The sequence below is a fragment of the Methanorbis rubei genome (genome assembly GCF_032714495.1).
In the GTDB taxonomy this organism is placed as follows: domain Archaea; phylum Halobacteriota; class Methanomicrobia; order Methanomicrobiales; family Methanocorpusculaceae; genus Methanocorpusculum; species Methanocorpusculum rubei.
Window position 1 is genome coordinate 243,551 of sequence record NZ_JAWDKB010000004.1, and the last position, 17,030, is coordinate 260,580.

Here is a 17,030-nt window from a genome sequence, read left to right on the forward strand (position 1 = left end):
TTATGTACAGCCTGCTCTGGCAATATTTCTGCGGTTCACCAGTTCCATACCGGCATTAACATCGCTTTCATTGATCTCTTTTCTGCCGGCAAGAAGCGCTGAAACTATTGCTTCGGTCAGCATCATGCGAAGATCAGCTCCGGAAAATCCTTCCGTCTGCTCAGCGATGGTGGCAAAGTCCATCGTGCAGGGAATATCGGTTGCCACATGCCGGAGAATTGCCTCGCGCATGGATACATCCGGCAGGGTGAAGGTGACGACTTCGTCAAACCGCCGCCACGCCGCATCATCGAGCATTCCTGCATGATTTGTTGCGCCGATTAACAGAACCTGATCCTTGATCAGGTTGATGTGGTCGATACTTTTCAGAAGCGTGTTCACCGCACGCTTCATGGTACCGTTGTCGTCAGAGATACGGGTCTTGGCGATGTAGTCGAACTCGTCGATGAAAAGGATACAGGGAGCGATCTTTTTCGCAAGATCAAAGATTCTGTCGATGTTTTTCGAGGTCTCTCCAAGATACTGCGAGGTCAGCATGGAAAGCCTGACTTCAAGAACCGGCATGTGCACTGAGCGCGAGAGTGCCAGCGCAAACGAGGTCTTGCCGGTTCCGGGCGGACCCACCAGAAGAATTCTTCCCAGTTCATAGATTCTGTGTCTGCGCAGGAACTCCTGATTCTCAAGAGAGATCTGCACTTTTCGAACGATTGCCATCTGGTCAGGAGTGCAGACCAGATCTTCTAACGAGAACTCAATCTCTTCAGGGGCATACGCAACCACGAGGTCTGCGGCTTCGCGGAACGACTCGGATTTAGCGGTGAGCGCACCAATTTTTCCGGTGAGGGATGCGACCGTATCCTCAAAAAGAGGAATGTTCTCCCGCGCAATTTTGTAGGAGATGCCCGACTCTCCCGACGTCTCATACGAGAGTGCGAGCGCAGGATTTTTCATGACCGCTTCGGTCCCTGCCTGGCGGAGATACCATTTCATTGCCGGCGCAAAAGTTGTTGCCGCAAACTGGCCGAGGTCGTTTACGACCAGATACGAGTTCTTTCCGTTTGCAATCAGGCTTCGTGCCGCAAGGTTCGGGAAGTATGTTTTCAGCTGTCCTTCTTTTATGGCGACCGGCCGGGCGATGATGCCCGGAGCGTCTGGACAGAAGAGGGGACGCAGAGATACCGGAAGATCATTTACGCCGAGCGCGGAGTTTCCGTTCACCACTTCTGCTGTCAGCACAATCTCTGTGAGCTGCAGCAGTCCGGAGTCAGTAGCAGTTGCGTCCATAGTATTCCATATATATGGGTGAAAAAACGGCATAAGGGTTTTGTACTGAGCAGTAGTTTTTCCCCCTGTAATTGATGCCAACAAAAATTGTCAGAAACTAGTTTTCCCGTGCTGCTCTGAGAGCTGCCCAGCGGGTGCGAATACGGAACTCGTCCCCTGGCTCAGGATTATTTTTGAGTGCTTCGCTGTAGCAGTCAAGCGCGTCCGCCGACCTTCGCAGCTGTTCAAACACCACGCCTTTCATGAACAGTGTGGACGCAGCCTGCGAAAGGTCAGCTTCTACTGCCGCATCATAGTAGCGCAGGGCGTCATACATCAGCCCGGCAGTTCTGAGATTGTTTGCACGTTCAAGCAGTTCCTCAAAACTTCCTTTCGGCTGCCTGAACCCGCGCCGTTTTTCATACATCTCTGCAGCGTAAGGCGGGGCAAGAATGCCTCCGGTCTCTTTTGCAAGATTGACTTTGCAGAACCAGACCTGCGTGAGCATGGAGTCTTCGTTCGCATTGCACCACTCTTCAGCGCGGTAAAAGCAGTTTCCTGCATCCTCATACGCTTTCTTCTGCGCAAATGCCTGTCCTCTGACGACGAGGGAGGCTGCGTCCGGCGGTCTGATACGGTCAGCCTCGTCCAGCACTAAGAGTGCTTTGTCTGGTTTTTCTGCATACAGGAGAGCTTCTGCCTGCAAAACATGCAGCATGGATAGAAATGCCCCTGTCTCTTCGGCGTTGGCATTGTGGTCCAAAATTCCTGCACGGGCTGCGATGAAACACTCCGCAGACTCGGTGTACATGCCTTTTGCTTTCAGAACCGAAGCTTTGCCAACCCATGCAAGAGGGTCTGTGCAGTCTGCGGCAACCGCCGCATCATATGCCCGAAGAGCTTCGTCGAGTTTTCCGGCGAGAGCAAGCTCTTCTGCCTGCGCGATCAGGTCAGCTGTTTCAGACAATTTTTTCACCGTTACGTACAACACTCACGCGGCCGTTTTCCACCGAGAGGGCAAAGCCGTGTTCATAGAGCCACTCGCGTGCATTGCCGTGACCGTGAATCATCAGCTCCACCAGGTCTGAGGGCTCGTCCACGTCGGTTGACATGCGCATGGAGTCGATGATCTCAACCGTGAGACCGAGTTCTTCTGCGATCTGGAGATGTCTGCGGAACGAGAATCCGTAATACTCCACGCGGAAGGGTTCGGGGCGTTTGACAAAGATGACGTTTGTTCCGCCGCCGAGCCCGGGAACTATTGCCATGTCTGCTTTGGTTGAGAGCACGCGCTGCAAACTTCCGGGGGTGACCATGGGGAGGTCTGACATGATGATGAGTGCCGGGCAGTGGAACTGCGGCAGTGCCCAGTTGATTGCTTCGTTGAGTCCTTCTTTGCGAATCGCAACGAGCGCTTCCTTGCAGGTGTACGGGGAGGTACAGAGCAGTGTCGCGGTGCAGCCAGTTTTTCGCACAGCGGAGATGACGTCGCCAAGCATTACCTCTGCAAACTCTTCGCGTTCTTCCTGTGTCATAACAGAGGAGAGGCGGGTCTTGGGGTTGACCGGTTTGTAGGGAATCAGGGCGTGGAAGTACATGATACTAGTAATGGTTGCTGGAAATACTAGAAACTGTTTGTACTGGTTGGCTGGGATTTTTCGGCTATGGTCTCGCTTGGAGTAACCACAGATCACACGGAAATATCACGGAGCTTCACTGAATGCACGGAGAACGCCTGCGGCACCGGAATGCACAGAAAAGCTAAGAGTATGGGCATCACAGTTTGAAAAAACATCCATGACTTTCCGTGCATTCCGGCGCCGCAGGCGTTCTCCGTGCATTTATGCGATTTTATTTTTCCGTGAAGCTCCGTGATATTTCTGTGCATTCCGTGGTTACTCTAAATTAAGCCACACAGAATACAAAAAAAGAGTTACTGGTATTCCACCAGATTCTGCACCTGCTTCGGCAGCCCGCCCTTGAACCGCAGACGAATGCTTTCATAATACTCGCGGACCCGTTCGTTCATGGTCGGATGAATCCGCAACTTCGCATCCGCGAAGTCTTTCTCAGACACAAACACCGCATTGCGGCGCAGGGAGTGCATTGCCGCCTCACGGCAGAGGCTTTCCAGATCTGATCCCACATACCCTTCCGTGTCTGCGGCAATTTTTGCGATGAATGCGGAGCGTTCGGGGTCTTCCAGCACAATCTGCTTTTCAGCAGCAGCATCTGTAATCAGACGTCTCAGCTGCGGAGCGGAAAGTCCTTCGGAAGACTTCGCCGTCTTCTTTGCAAACGCCTTGATCTGTTTAAGAGTCAGCGTTTTTCCGGCAAACTTCTCTACAAGAGCAATCACTGCATCCTCGCTGCATCCAGCAAGTGCCTCTGCCGCCTCGTCCAGCGTTGACTTCTCGAGCGGCATGCTCCGCATATGGACCGCAAGAATTGCCTCGCGGTCAGCAAGTTTCGGCTCGGCGATGTAGACCAGCCGGTCAAAACGTCCGGAACGTAAGAGTGCAGGATCGATGATGTCCGGGCGGTTGGACGCTGCGAGGACTACCACATCGTTCAGCGGCTCAATTCCATCCATCTCGGTCAGAATCTGGTTGAGAACATTCTCCGAAACCTTGCTGCCTTCGCCGTCCGCTCCCCGTGCAGGAGTGAGCGAGTCGATTTCATCAAAGAAGATGATCGAAGGAGCAACCTGACGCGCCTTGCGGAAAATTTCCCGCACCGCACGTTCGGACTCGCCGACCCATTTGGAAAGAAGCTGGGGACCTTTGATTGCGATAAAGTTCGCACCGCTTTCGTTTGCGACCGCCCGCGCGATCAGCGTCTTTCCTGTTCCCGGCGGTCCGTAAAGTAAAACTCCTTTCGGCGGCCTGATGCCAAGCTGCGCAAACGAGTCCTTGCGGGTAAACGGATACTCAACTGCCTCGCGAACCTCCGTAAGAGCTCCGGCACATCCGCCAACATCAGACCAGTGAGTGGCGACCGCTTCAATGGATATCTCCCGCATTGCTGACGGCGTAATTTCGCGCGATGCCTCGGCGAAATCTTTAGCGGTTACCTCAAGTTTTCTGAGCACCTCATCAGGAATGCGTTCCAGATCAAGATCGATCACATTCATCTGGCGGCGCAGGGATCTGATCGCAGCCTCGCGAGCGAGGGAAGCAAGGTCTGCACCAACGAATCCTTTGGAGAGCTGGGCAAGCTGGGCAAGAAGCCGCTCGCGGTTTTTCTTGTACTCCTCCTCAGCAGTCTCGATTTTTTTCTCCTGACCCTTTTGCTTCAGCTCCTTGATCTTTGCCATCCCTTCAAACGGCATACCGCGCGTATGAATCTGGAGAATTTCGAGACGGTCCGCCTCGGACGGAACACCGATCTCAATCTCGCGGTCGAACCTTCCCGGTCTGCGCAGAGCTGGATCGATCGCATCCGGGCGGTTGGTTGCGCCAACCACAACAACCTGCCCGCGGTCAGCGATGCCGTCCATCATGGTGAGCAGCTGGGCAACAACACGCCGCTCCACTTCGCCGGTGACATCCTCTCTGCGCGGGGCGATCGAGTCAAGTTCATCGATGAAGATGATCGAAGGGGCATTGGTCTCCGCCTCTTCAAAGACTTCGCGGAGCCGCTGCTCGGACTCACCGTAATATTTGGAGATGATTTCAGGTCCTGCGATGGAGATGAAATGCGCCCGGCTTTCGTTTGCGACCGCTTTTGCGATCAGAGTTTTTCCCGTCCCAGGCGGTCCGTAGAGTAAGACTCCCTTCAGCGGCTCAATTCCCATCGTTTCAAAGAGTTCAGGATGCCGGATCGGGAGTTCGATCATCTCGCGAACACGGCGGAGTTCACCCTTCAGACCGCCGATATCCTCATAACTGATCGTCTGAGTGCCCTCGAACTTCTCATGTTCGCCATTGAAGAGAAAGTCGATCTCGGTCTCAGGAGTAATAATGCAGGCGCCTTCCGGCTCGATTGCCGATATTTTATATTCCAGAAATTTATTGGGTATGTTGGAGATGATTGGCAAAATATCGCCGACGGTTATCGGGAAGTTCACTATGGAGTCCCCGATCTCGTCAGGGTCGCCGTCGGTGAGATTCGGGGGAGTGTTTGCCGGAGGGATGAGGTCGATGTGTTCAGCTTTTATCTGGTTTGCGACCGGCGTTATAATCACGCGGTCGCCAAGGCCGACTCCGGCGTTGGCCCGCGTGTACTTGTCGATGCGGATTTTTCCCTGACCCCAGTCCGCAGTCATGGCACGCCATACTTTGGCGATTGTTTTGATTTTTCCTTCAATAATCACCAGCTGGCCTGGCGATATGCCCAGTGCCTGCATGGTATCCGGGTCGATACGCGCCTTGCCCCTGCCCTGATCCTCAGGATACGCGCTGTCCACTTTCAGTGATATTTCAGGCATAGTGATAATACATCTCACGGAATTGATTAATAATATTCTGGAGGGAGACCGGCAGGTTTTACTTTTCCCTGCTCAAGAGTACTAGTTACTATTTCTATGCGTTTGTTGGTAATTGATCCGAAGTTTGGCGCTGCCGGCGATATGGTTACCGGAGCGTTTCTTGCGGTCGGTGCTGACCGTGAAGCGGTCGTTCGTGCGATGCGGTCAGTTGTTGCGGACCCGACCGTAGACGACGTCGTCCGCTGCGGCATGCCTGCCGTGTTGGTGAAAACACATGCAGGGCCTGCACACCGGACGCTTGAGGAGGTGCTCGCCCGTGTGGAAACTGCGGACGCTCCGGCTGACGCTCTCATTCTTGCAAAGAGGGTCTTTGCCCGAATCGCATCAGCCGAGGAGCAGGTACACGGCACGCATCATGTGCATTTTCATGAGGTCGGGGCTGATGACGCGATAGCGGACGTGATTGGTGCATGCACCGGTTTTGTTTCGCTCAATATTGATGCAGTGCATATTCTTCCAATTTCGATTGGCTCAGGAACAGTGAACTGTGCCCACGGGATTATGCCGATTCCGGCTCCTGCAACCGCAGAGATTTTGAAAAACTCTGACCTGACCGTCTCGGCAGGTGAGTTTTCCGGCGAGCTGTGCACACCGACGGGAGCAGCCCTTCTTGCGGAATTTTCCGCAACCTGTGGGACGAGCGAACATACCGGACGGATTGTTTCGGTCGGCTGCGGTGCAGGGACGCGTGATCCTGCGGATCATCCGAATGTTCTGCGGATGATGGTGATGGAGTCTGCGGTTCCCTTCTTCGGTCCGCAGGTTGATGTTCTGGAAACCAATGTGGACGACCTCTCAGGCGAGGTGCTTGCATCCGTCGTCTCCCAGATGATCGAATCGGGCGCACGCGATGCATGTGTTGTTCCTATCGTGATGAAGAAAGGTCGGCCCGGCCATCTGGTGCGGGTGATCTGTTTGCCTGCTGACTCCGAGCGGCTGGCGCGGCTGCTTGCACGCGAGACCGGCAGCCTTGGCATCAGGTGCATGCCTATGGTGCACAGATTTGTTGCAGACCGCGTGATCTCTTCTGAGACCGTGGTCGTAAATGGATACACGTTTGCGATCGATGTGAAGACTGCGTTTATGGACGGCGCTGCCTACTCAAAGAAGGCAGAGTTTGATCAGGTGCAAAAAGCTGCGGACACTGTTGGCGTGTCTGTTCGGGATATGAAGAGGATTGTTGAGGAGGAGGCATGGAAGAGAAAATAATTCAGAAGGTCTCAACGAGCGTCGCAGGATTTGACCGGCTGCTTGGCGGCGGACTTGAGCCGCAGATGATCACTCAGTTTGTGGGAGAAGCTGGCTCCGGTAAAAGTACTCTCTGCATGGTTGCGGCAGTTTCTGTGCTGCGGCAGGGAGGCGGCGTTGTGTATGTGGACTCCGAAGGATTTTCGGTTGACCGGTTCTCGCAGATTGCAGGGGATGACACGCCTGAACTTCTGAAACGAATCTACGTGCTTGAGCCGATAACATTCGCCGAGCAGGGGTCGATGATTGCGAGTGCTGAGTCGCTTCTGCGTGCAAAAAAAGCGGATCTTTTAGTGGTGGACTCGGCGACTGCTCTCTACCGTGTGGAGCAGATGGAAACCAAGGAGGCGCTTTCGATGCTTTCTCATCAGATGATGGTGCTGCTTGCGCTCGCGAAGCGGTTCTCGGTTCCTGCTCTCATCACGAATCAGGTGTTTATGGATGTGGAAAAAAGCAGGCTCAGCGGTCTTGGGGGAACGGCTCTTGCCCATATCTCAAAAGCGATTATTCGTGTGGATAAGCGCGAAGGTTTCCGCCGCGCAGTGATAACCAAGCACCGTTCACGACCGGAGGGTGAGTACTGGGACTTTGTGATTACGGGTTTTGGTGTTTCGGACCGGTAATTTTTTTATGGAATTTACTAATCTGAAACGCGAATAGCGCGAATTGCATGCCTTCGGCATGCCGCGAATAAAAAAATCGCCAATGGCGATTTTTAGAGAAATAGTTAGTTGCTTATTTTTAGGTAGAAGCATCCCAAGAGAGGCACAAATCTTTATTTTTGAAAAATCGCCATTGGCGATTTTTTATTCGCGTTATTCGCGTTTTTTTTAACATAAGCCCAAAGGCATGCGATTTGCGTTTTGAAATTTAATCTCCGCGTAGTTCTATTCCATCTCGCAGCCGCCAACCAGTCCTCTGACAATTCTTACCGTATCACAGATGTCGTCGATCACGTAATCTGCGGTTTCATATAATATTTCAGGACGTTTTCCTTCCTGCTGAACGGTGAGGACGGCGATGTCTGCTGACTTCATGGCAGAGAGGTCGTTGATTCCGTCTCCGGTCATCACCACCACATTGTACTCGGCTTTGAGATTTTGCACAATCTGCGCCTTGGTGACCGGTGTTGCAACACCGTGCACGCGGTTTCTGGGAATGCCGATCTGATCTGCGATCATTTCGAGTTTCGCGGTCCGGTCGCCTGAAGCGATGAAGACGGCGACTCCCATTCCATGCAGAGTTGCCACCATCTCGCGGACGCCGGGAAACGGGTATCCTGCGGCTGCTATGGTGAACTCAATTTTTTCCGTGCGGAGATTTACAATCGCCCCTGCATTGAGCGCGAAGTTCTCGCTCTGTTTTGAGACCGTCATCCAGCAGTCGCGGATGACCTTCTGCATGTCAGCAATTCTCGCTTCGGTGTCCTGATAGAGGATGCTTCCGACAGCATCTGATACGATCACCTGCCTGCCGCAGCTGATGCCAAATCCGGTTTTTGTTTCGGTGAGATACTCAGAGAGCAGTCCGTCAGGATCAGCCTGCATAATCTCCCGCGAGTGCAGGTTCAGCAGAACTAAAATCCGGTCAGGGTCCTGAAAGGTCAGGGTTGTTGTCTCAACGCAGGTATCCGGCACCTGATGATCCGAAACCGAGAGCACGCTCCGCACAGTTCTGAGGAGTGTTCCCGCGCTGTCAAAAACCGCTGCCACTGTCATCTTGATTCTTATTCTGTTTCTAAGATCAATAATTCTTTCTTTGTTTTGGCGGGTGGTTTTTCTGATGGGAGTTACGCGGTGATGAGTTTCATTGTTTGGGATTTTTCTGTTCTTGACCTCACTTGGAGTAACCACGGAATGCACTGAGCACACAGAGCTTCACGGAAAATTTTCATAAAATGCACGGAGAACGCCTGCGGCGCCGGAATGCACGGAATATATTTTTCATATTTTGAGAGAGTAAAAGAGAATAAATTGTCTTGGAAATCTTTCCGTGCATTCCCGCGAAGCGGTGAGCAGGCCGAAGGCATGCGAATCCGGCGCCGCAGGCGTTCTCCGTGCATTCCGTGAAGCTCTGTGTGCTCCGTGCATTCCGTGGTTATTCCAAGCAAAGCCACATGTCACAGAACCACACCGCGTAACTCCTATTCCACGTAAAACCACACAGCCCACTCTCCGAAAATATCCTCATCCGCACTTATTTATCGTAAGCCTCCCTTCTTTTAGCTAATGACACTCCTCCAGACAGCTGAGCAGATCCAAACCATGCAGATCCGCGGCGCTGGAAAAATTGCCCGCGAAGCAGTATCAGCCCTGCGTGATCATGCAGAAACTCTTCCCCACACCGGAGATGCCGCCGCATTCATTCGGGAGATGGAACATGCCGCAGGCATACTTCTCGGCACAAGGCCCACAGCCGTATCGCTTCCCAACGCCATCCAGATGGTCATGCGCGACGTCCGCACCGCAAGAACCGAAGAAGCAGCACGCCGCATCCTCCGCGAAAAAGCAGATGCTTTCATCTGGTCGTCCCGAACAGCTCTTGACCGCATTGCCGCCATGGGAGCAAACCACATCCCTGACGGCAGTGTTGTCATGACGCACTGTAACTCAAAAGCAGCCCTCGGATGCATTCTTGAAGCAAAGCGGCAGGGAAAAAACATCGAGGTTTATGCAACCGAAGTGCGGCCCTGGAATCAGGGACGGCTCACCATCAAAACCCTCAACGACAACGAAATACCCACCACCTACTTTGTTGATTCAGCCGTCCGCTCAATGATGAAAGAGATCGATCTGGTCATTGTTGGCGCTGACGCGATCACCGTCAACGGAGCGGTCGTGAACAAAGTCGGCACCTCACAGATTGCCCTGTGCGCAAACGAAGCACGCAAAAACGTCATCGTAACCGCTGAGACCTACAAATTTGCTCCAAGAACCATTCTCGGTGAACTCATCCAGATCGAAGAGCGGGCGCAGAACGAAGTCCTGCCTGATGAAATTGCGGCAACACTTCCCTTCGTCCGCGTGAAAAATCCTGTCTTTGATGTAACTCCCGCAGACTACATTGATATGATAATCACCGAAGCAGGCGCTCTTCCCCCGCATCTCGCATACACCATCATGCGCGAGTATCTCGGCTGGGGACTTGACGAACTCCAGAACCAGTTCCTCGGCGCCCGAACCGGCACCGAGTTCCGATAACCGAGGCTTCCTATGAATGATCTGATAGCCACCTACTACTTCCGGCCCAAAAGCGGCGTTACCGCCGACTTTGCCGCGCATGCCATCTCTGAGGAGCAGACCACGGGAACTTGGACCGACCTCTGCACCGTGAATGATGAAACTGCATATGTCCACGCCTATGATGGCGAGGTTCTTGAGATCTCGCCGACCGACGGCGGATTCATCACCAAAATCCGCTACCCGTACGAGATCTTTGAGCCGGGAAACATTCCGCAGTATCTCTCGGTGATCGCCGGAAACCTGTTCGGTCTTGGAAAACTTGAGGGGGTCCGTCTTCTTGACATCGACATCCCTTCGCAGCTTGCGGCTGTTGAGACCGGCCCGAAGTACGGCATCGATGGAGTTCGAAAAATCGTTGGTACTGAAACTTCCCGCCGCCCGCATGTGGGAACAATCATCAAACCAAAAGTCGGTCTGAGTCCCTTAGACACGGCAAAAGTTGCCTATGAGGCGGCAATCGGCGGTGTTGATCTGATCAAAGATGACGAGACCTTAACGGATCAGAAGTTCTGTCCCTTGATGAAGCGGCTGGATGCAGTCATGGACGCGCTTAATGATGCAGAGCAGGAGACCGGTCGCAAAGTGCTCTATGCGCTCAATGTTACGACCGGTGGCGACAAAATTGTTGAGGCCGGTGTGAACGCTGTGCGTGCCGGCGCGAACATGCTGATGGTGGATGTTTTGACCGCAGGATTTTCCGCCGTGCAGGCACTCGCCCGCGATCCGGCAATCACGGTTCCCATTCATGTTCACCGAACGATGCACGGCGCATTTACCCGCAACCCGCATCACGGGATTGCGATGCGGCCTATTGCAAAACTTGTCCGCATCTGCGGCGGCGACCAGCTGCATACAGGAACTGTCTCCGGTAAGATGGGCGGATCGGTTGAAGAGGTGTTAAGCGACAACAAGTCTCTGACCGAACGGTTCGGCTTTGTGCGCCCTGTGTTTCCGGTGGCATCAGGCGGTCTTCACCCAGGCAAAGTCCATGCCGAACTTGCAACACTTGGAACTGATATTGTTCTTCAGGCAGGCGGCGGCATCCACGGTCATCCTGACGGCACCCGCGCCGGAGCCTGCGCCATGCGCCAGGCAGTGGACGCGTTCCTTGCAGGTGTTTCGGCTGAGGAGTATGCAAAAACGCATACGGAACTTGCGCAGGCCCTTGGCAAATGGGGCGTGAAATAATTTTACTTTTTTTTTTGGAAATTTTCAAAACGCGAATCACATGCCTTCGGCCTGCTCACCACTTCGTGCTATTCGCGTTTGAACGAAGGTATGCGATTCGCGTTTCATATGTCTATCCTGCCACCTGCCTCTCAAAATAAATTTCCTCCACGCCAAACCAACACCACAAATCACGTGTCCGGGGCGCAAATAACTTATAGAATAGGCGCTGAAAGACCTATTAATTAATTCACAAGGACTAATGCGCTCATGGATACAAGAATGAAATTCTTAGAACACGAACTTGCCGAACAGGAACGTGAAATGAATATCAAACACGAAGCAGGAGCAGATGCGTCTGCATCTTCCGCAAAATCAGAAAATACTGAAGCACTTGAGAGAAAAGTTCGCGAACTTGACGCCATGGTCAAAGGGCTCACCGAAGAGATGCTGGACCTCAAATCCGTCACCCGCAAACTCACCATGCAGCTTGAAGAGATGCGTGGCGGCCAGTCCAGAGTCCAGGCAGAATCGCGCTTCGGCCAGAAAAAGCCCGAAGAACAGGCAACAGAAATTTCTCGTGGTACTGCAGCACCCCCTGCATCTGCCCACACCGCACCGGTTCGCGCCGTCCCGGGACGTCGCCCGGCAGTAGCCGAAGAAGAACCTGCCACGGCAAATCGTGCAGTGCCGCAGCGTTCAACGCAGCCTGCCGCACCTGTGCGCGCCGGAGCCGCAACCTCCCGCCACACCATCTCCTCCCCGACCCCCGAACGCATGCCTGAACCTGAACCCGAAGTTCCCGTCGAGCAACTCAAGGCAGGTCAGTTCGAGTACGTCATGCAGCCGGACGGCACCATTCAGAAACGCAAAAAGACAACCGATCACAGCGTCATCATCGCAGGGACCGGCTACAACCCTGGCCACACCTCCCGCTCTGCCGCCATTCGCCCTGACTCAGACGCAGTCATTGAAGCAGCCGAAGACGACGCCATAACCGACGACGCCAAAAACCGCCGCTGATACTGAGGTAAGCAGTGCACATCGTTCAGGTTGACATCGATAACTTCAAATCTTTCTCCCGAAAGACCAAAATTCCTTTTTACGAAGGATTCACCGTAATCTCCGGCCCCAACGGATCGGGAAAAAGTAACATTATCGACTCCATACTCTTTGTGTTGTCTCTCTCCAGCGCACGCTCTCTGCGTGCCGAAAAACTCACCGACCTCATCAACAACATCTCAGGCAAACATACCGCCGAAGTCACGCTCACATTCTCTGACGAAACCAAAATCCGGCGACGAATCAAACGAACCGCGAGCGGCTACTACAGCTACTATTACCTGAACGAAAGGCTCTGCACACAGACCGACGTTCTGGCATACCTCTCCAAATACGGCATCAAACCCCATGGATACAACGTCGTAATGCAGGGAGATGTCACCCGCATCATGGAGATGAGCGACCTCGACCGCCGGAGAATGATCGACGAGATCGCAGGCGTTGCTGAGTTTGACTCCAAAAAAGAGCAGGCACTTACCGAACTTGAACAAGTGCGGGCACGAATAGAGCGCGAAGAGCTCCTGCTTGCAGACCTCGCCACCAGAATCGAGGAGCTCAAAGAAGCACGCGAAGGCGCGGTCAAGTACCAGAAACTTCAGGCTGAGCTCGACTACTTCCGCGCAGCACGGCAGGTTGCCCAGCTGCGCGACTTGGAACGCGAACTCTCCACCATCGCTCTTGCCAAAGCCGATCAGGAGACCGAACTCGTCCGCATTAACGAGTCCGTCTCTCTTGAGACGCATGAACGAAACTGCCGGATGGAGGATGTCAGAGACATCGACCGGCAGATTTCAGAAAAGAGCGGCCCCGAGTACATCAAACTCCTCGCCGACCTCGAAGCCGAGCGCGGTAACATCCGTGTGGCTGATCAGACGATCGGCCGGCTGAAGAAAGAAAAGGACGCCAACCTCAGCTCGATGAACGATATCTTCATCGACATGAAACGGTTTGAGAACTCTCTGGCTGATAAAAACAAAGAGTCTCGCCAGCTCCAGATTGATCGGGCGAACCTTGCGATGGAGCATGAAGCCCAGAAGAAGGTTCTCGACCAGGTTCAGGTGCTGATGGACAAACAGAGCAAGGACTCTGAAGGTGCGCAGACCGAACTCATCTCTCTGATGGGTCAGATTGAGGACAAAAAATCCGAACGTTCCACCATACTCTCCGAACGCGATGGCATAATTGAGCGCAGCCGTATTCGCGCACAGGAGTCGGAACGAATCAAACGCCGCCAGATCCAGCTTGTCGAGGAACGTGCAGAAAAACAGGGCGAGATCTCCTCGCTCGAACGCGAACTTTCCGAGAAACAAAAAGAAAAATCCGTGTTCGATAAGCAGATCGGTGAAGCCGACCGGTCGATGATGTCCTGCCGCAGATCGCTTGAACCGATCAGAGGGGAAATCCAGCAGCTGACTCAGAAGATGATGCGGCTTGAGGCGCAGCAGCAGGTCTCGGCAGAGTCGAACCGTGCAATTTCTGCGGTTCTTGAGATGAACGGCGTGTCGGGAACAATCGCACGGCTCGGCAAAGTGCCGTCTGAGTACACGACCGCTCTCAACATTGCCGCAGGCGGCAGACTCCAGAACGTGGTCGTTGATACGGACCAGACCGCGTCTGATGCCATCCGGTATCTGAAAGAGGAGCGGCTCGGCAGGGTTACCTTCCTGCCGCTGAACAAAATCAAACCGTTCGCTCCCCTGCCGCCGGTTGCCGGCAGCGGTGTTGTCGATTACGCGATCAATCTCGTCGAGTTCGACGAGGAGTACCGGAATGCATTCAGTCTGGTGTTCGGCCAGACCGTGGTCGTGGAAACTCTTGAAGCCGGCAGACGGCTGATGGGCAGATTCAGAATGGTTACTCTTGACGGGGAACTTCTGGAAAAAGCCGGCGCGATGACGGGAGGGTCGATCCGAAAGGACATCCACGGATTCGGCGCGGCTGTTGACAAGGAGTCTGCGTCCATTACCGCAAAACTTGCCGAGCTGAAGTCTGAAGAGTCAGACCTCACGGCTGCTGAGTCGCGCAGCAAGGCCGTCGCCGACGGTCTGCGTGCCGAGAAAGGTGAGATTGATGCGGCGGTGACCAAGCTCGAGTTAACGATTGCTGAAGCCAACCGCCGTCTTGATGCGATTGCCGACGAAGAGCTTTCGTTAAACGAGTCGCAGTCCGGTCTTGAGCATGATGCAAAAGAGGTTTCTGCCAAAGTTGCCGAGCTTGAGACGCGTCAGGACGCGCTGACCGATCAGATTACGGCGATGAACGACCGGATCTCTGAGATTCGGAAAGTTTTAGACGAGTCTGAGTTTACGCTGCTGACCGAGAAGTTGCAAAAAGCGCGGCGCGAGGCAGATGATGTGAAGCGGCGTCTGGATACGAAGGAGGCTGACCTGCTGGATGTGAACCGTGACCGCCAGTACTTCAAGAAACGTCTGGACGAGCGGACTGCTGATAAGGACGCTCTTGCGGCGAAGAATGTGAAACTTGACGAGGAGATCTCTCTCTGCAATCAGCAGATTGAGAGCGCGAAGTCTGCGATCGCAGCACTTGAGGAGAAACAGAAGTCGTTTACCGGCGAGCTTGAGGTTCTGCGCAATGAACGTGCGGCTCTTCAGACCAAGGTGGATGAGTCGCAGGCACGGCTGTTGTCTCTCGGCTCAGAAATTGAGCGGTGCCGTGTGCAGATCTCTGCTCTTGATGAGAAGGCGGCGAGTGTTTCTTCGGAGATTGAGGAAATTCGCGGCACGGTGACCGATGAGGTTGAGTGCACGCTTTCGATGGATGAGATTGAGGAAGGGATGGCGACCACCGAACGTGCGATTCGCAAACTTGGCGCGGTAAACATGCTGGCCATTGAGCAGTATGATGAGGCGGTGACGAAGTCTGCGGAACGTACGGCCAGGAAAGATGTTCTGTCCCGCGAGCGTGAGGCACTGCTGGAACGTATCGAGAGTTTTGCGAAGATGAAGTTCGATGCGTTTATGGAGGCGTATACAGCTATCAATGCGAACTTCCAGGATATTTTCGCACGGCTTACGATGGGGTCGGGACATCTTGTTCTTGACAGCCCTGAGGATCCGTTCCTTGGCGGCATGACGTTTGAGGTGCGGCCGCGTGATAAGGAGGTTCACCGCTTGAATATGATGTCGGGCGGTGAGAAGTCTCTGACGACGTTGTCGTTTATTTTTGCGATTCAGCGGTATATGCCGGCTCCCTTCTATGCGTTTGACGAGGTTGATATGTCGCTTGATGGGGCGAATGTGGAGCGGATTTCCCAGATGGTTCGGGAGATGTGTTCGTCGAGTCAGTTTGTGATTGTGTCGCTGAGAAAGCCGATGATTGAGGCTGCGGATCGAATTATGGGGGTGACGATTCGTCCGGATAAGAGTACGCTTGTCACGGGCGTGAAGACGAATGTCTGAGGAACCTGTCGAGATTCTGGTGCAGATGGCGGAACGCGGGGAGATTGATCCTTGGAATATTGATATTGTGGAGGTGACGGACCGGTTCCTCGCGGAACTTGAACGCAGGCGCGAGCTGGATTTGCGCGTGTCGGGCCGGACGTTGTTTTATTCGTCGGTTCTTCTGCGGATGAAGTCCGAGTATCTGGATGTTCCTTTTGCGTCTGAGGAGGAGGAGTTTGTTGAGGATGATCCGTTTGCAGAAGGCGCTGATCCGTTTGCCGAGGATGTGGTGACTGCGCGTGCTCTTGGTCCTATTGAGATGCTGGAGCGCGAGATTGATCGCCGTATCAAGCGAAAGGATGCGCGTAAGCGGCCGGTGACTTTGTATGAGCTGATTACTCAGCTGAAGTTGGCGGAGAAGGCGGAGCGTCGCCGTCAGCGCCGCAGGAAGTTTGTGGATCCTGATCAGGAAGAGTTTTTGGAGCCTGATGCAGATGATGTTGTGGGAATTGCTCATGATGAGGCGTATGATGCGATGGCGAAGCAGATTTATGCGCTGGTGATTGAGCATCCTGATGCGCGTGATCCGGGCGTGTCTTTGTATGAGTTGGTCGCAGCTCTTCACTGGCCGCTGTATCAGGTGTATATTCCATGCCTGTTTCTGATGCTGGAGGGTCTGGTTGATCTGGAGCAGGATGAGTTCTTTGGTGATTTATGGGTGGTGATTTCTGATGGTTGTACAACGAAGAGTGATGAAACAGCGTAATTTCTGGAAAATTGTTGGTGTGATTCTGATTGTGCTTTGTATCGCAGGCCTTGCTGTTGTTGCGGCAGGGAGCCTGCTGACTCAGCTCTTTTAAAAATCTGCGGATGTATTGAGTATAAATACATCCACGTCGTATGTTGTTAGCTCACAGTCACTCGTGTGTTTTGTGAGAAATCAGGCGAGCTTTTTCGTCTGATTGGTGGCATCCAGCAGTTCGGAGGGTTTATATCTCTCAAGAACGTATGATGTTACCTCGCAAACAGCACGACCTGCGCTGAGGTAAACGAGCTTCAAAACTCTCGAACCTCGTGCAGTCTCGAAGAGTATAAATACGCTTCATGCGTATGTATTAAGGCTGTTTAAGTGGAGAACGAAACGCGAACCGACACGAA

The 17,030-nt window shown here is 53.5% G+C and carries 12 protein-coding genes; 7 read left to right on the forward strand and 5 right to left on the reverse strand.

Annotated elements, in window-relative coordinates; all coding sequences use genetic code 11:
• From McpCs1_RS06190 to McpCs1_RS06205, 4 genes are all read right to left on the reverse strand, one after another.
• Positions 1 to 1,284: an ATP-binding protein gene (locus McpCs1_RS06190; RefSeq protein WP_338096386.1), complete on the reverse strand. Its 1,284-nt coding sequence runs from the start codon at positions 1,282 to 1,284 to the stop codon at positions 1 to 3.
• Between the two features lie 97 nt (positions 1,285 to 1,381).
• Entirely contained in the window at positions 1,382 to 2,230 is an 849-nt protein-coding gene (locus McpCs1_RS06195; protein ID WP_338096387.1) for a tetratricopeptide repeat protein, read from the reverse strand.
• Complete coding sequence (gene cofC, locus McpCs1_RS06200) at positions 2,223 to 2,861, reverse strand: 2-phospho-L-lactate guanylyltransferase (protein WP_338096388.1); 639 nt, start codon at positions 2,859 to 2,861, stop codon at positions 2,223 to 2,225. The genes McpCs1_RS06195 and cofC overlap by 8 nt, the downstream gene beginning before the upstream one ends.
• Before the next feature lie 335 nt (positions 2,862 to 3,196).
• Entirely contained in the window at positions 3,197 to 5,692 is a 2,496-nt protein-coding gene (locus McpCs1_RS06205) for a CDC48 family AAA ATPase (RefSeq protein ID WP_338096389.1), read from the reverse strand.
• A gap of 96 nt (positions 5,693 to 5,788) precedes the next feature.
• On the opposite strand from McpCs1_RS06205, the gene larC reads away from it, so the two are divergent.
• Together larC and radB are read left to right on the forward strand one after the other, a co-directional pair.
• A complete protein-coding gene (gene larC, locus McpCs1_RS06210; protein ID WP_338096390.1) occupies positions 5,789 to 6,961 on the forward strand; it encodes a nickel pincer cofactor biosynthesis protein LarC in 1,173 nt (390 codons plus the stop codon).
• Complete coding sequence (gene radB / locus McpCs1_RS06215) at positions 6,946 to 7,623, forward strand: DNA repair and recombination protein RadB (RefSeq protein ID WP_338096391.1); 678 nt, start codon at positions 6,946 to 6,948, stop codon at positions 7,621 to 7,623. Before larC ends, radB begins: the two co-directional genes overlap by 16 nt.
• Positions 7,624 to 7,887: 264 nt before the next feature.
• On the opposite strand, the gene McpCs1_RS06220 is transcribed toward radB, so the two are convergent.
• Positions 7,888 to 8,718, reverse strand: a complete 831-nt coding sequence (locus tag McpCs1_RS06220; RefSeq protein ID WP_338096392.1) for an HAD family hydrolase — start codon at positions 8,716 to 8,718, stop codon at positions 7,888 to 7,890.
• 510 nt (positions 8,719 to 9,228) lie between these two features.
• On the opposite strand from McpCs1_RS06220, the gene McpCs1_RS06225 reads away from it, so the two are divergent.
• From McpCs1_RS06225 to McpCs1_RS06245, 5 genes are all read left to right on the forward strand, one after another.
• Positions 9,229 to 10,200: a ribose 1,5-bisphosphate isomerase gene (locus McpCs1_RS06225; RefSeq protein ID WP_338096393.1), complete on the forward strand. Its 972-nt coding sequence runs from the start codon at positions 9,229 to 9,231 to the stop codon at positions 10,198 to 10,200.
• Positions 10,201 to 10,212: 12 nt separating this feature from the next.
• On the forward strand, positions 10,213 to 11,430 hold the full coding sequence (locus McpCs1_RS06230; protein ID WP_338096394.1) for a RuBisCO large subunit C-terminal-like domain-containing protein: 1,218 nt from the start codon (positions 10,213 to 10,215) through the stop codon (positions 11,428 to 11,430).
• Between the two features lie 261 nt (positions 11,431 to 11,691).
• Positions 11,692 to 12,432, forward strand: coding sequence for a DUF7518 family protein (locus McpCs1_RS06235; protein WP_338096395.1), 741 nt, complete (start codon positions 11,692 to 11,694; stop codon positions 12,430 to 12,432).
• A gap of 14 nt (positions 12,433 to 12,446) precedes the next feature.
• Complete coding sequence (gene smc / locus McpCs1_RS06240) at positions 12,447 to 15,890, forward strand: chromosome segregation protein SMC (RefSeq protein ID WP_338096396.1); 3,444 nt, start codon at positions 12,447 to 12,449, stop codon at positions 15,888 to 15,890.
• Positions 15,883 to 16,638: a segregation/condensation protein A gene (locus McpCs1_RS06245; RefSeq protein ID WP_338096397.1), complete on the forward strand. Its 756-nt coding sequence runs from the start codon at positions 15,883 to 15,885 to the stop codon at positions 16,636 to 16,638. Before smc ends, McpCs1_RS06245 begins: the two co-directional genes overlap by 8 nt.
• Positions 16,639 to 17,030: the final 392 nt, after the last annotated feature.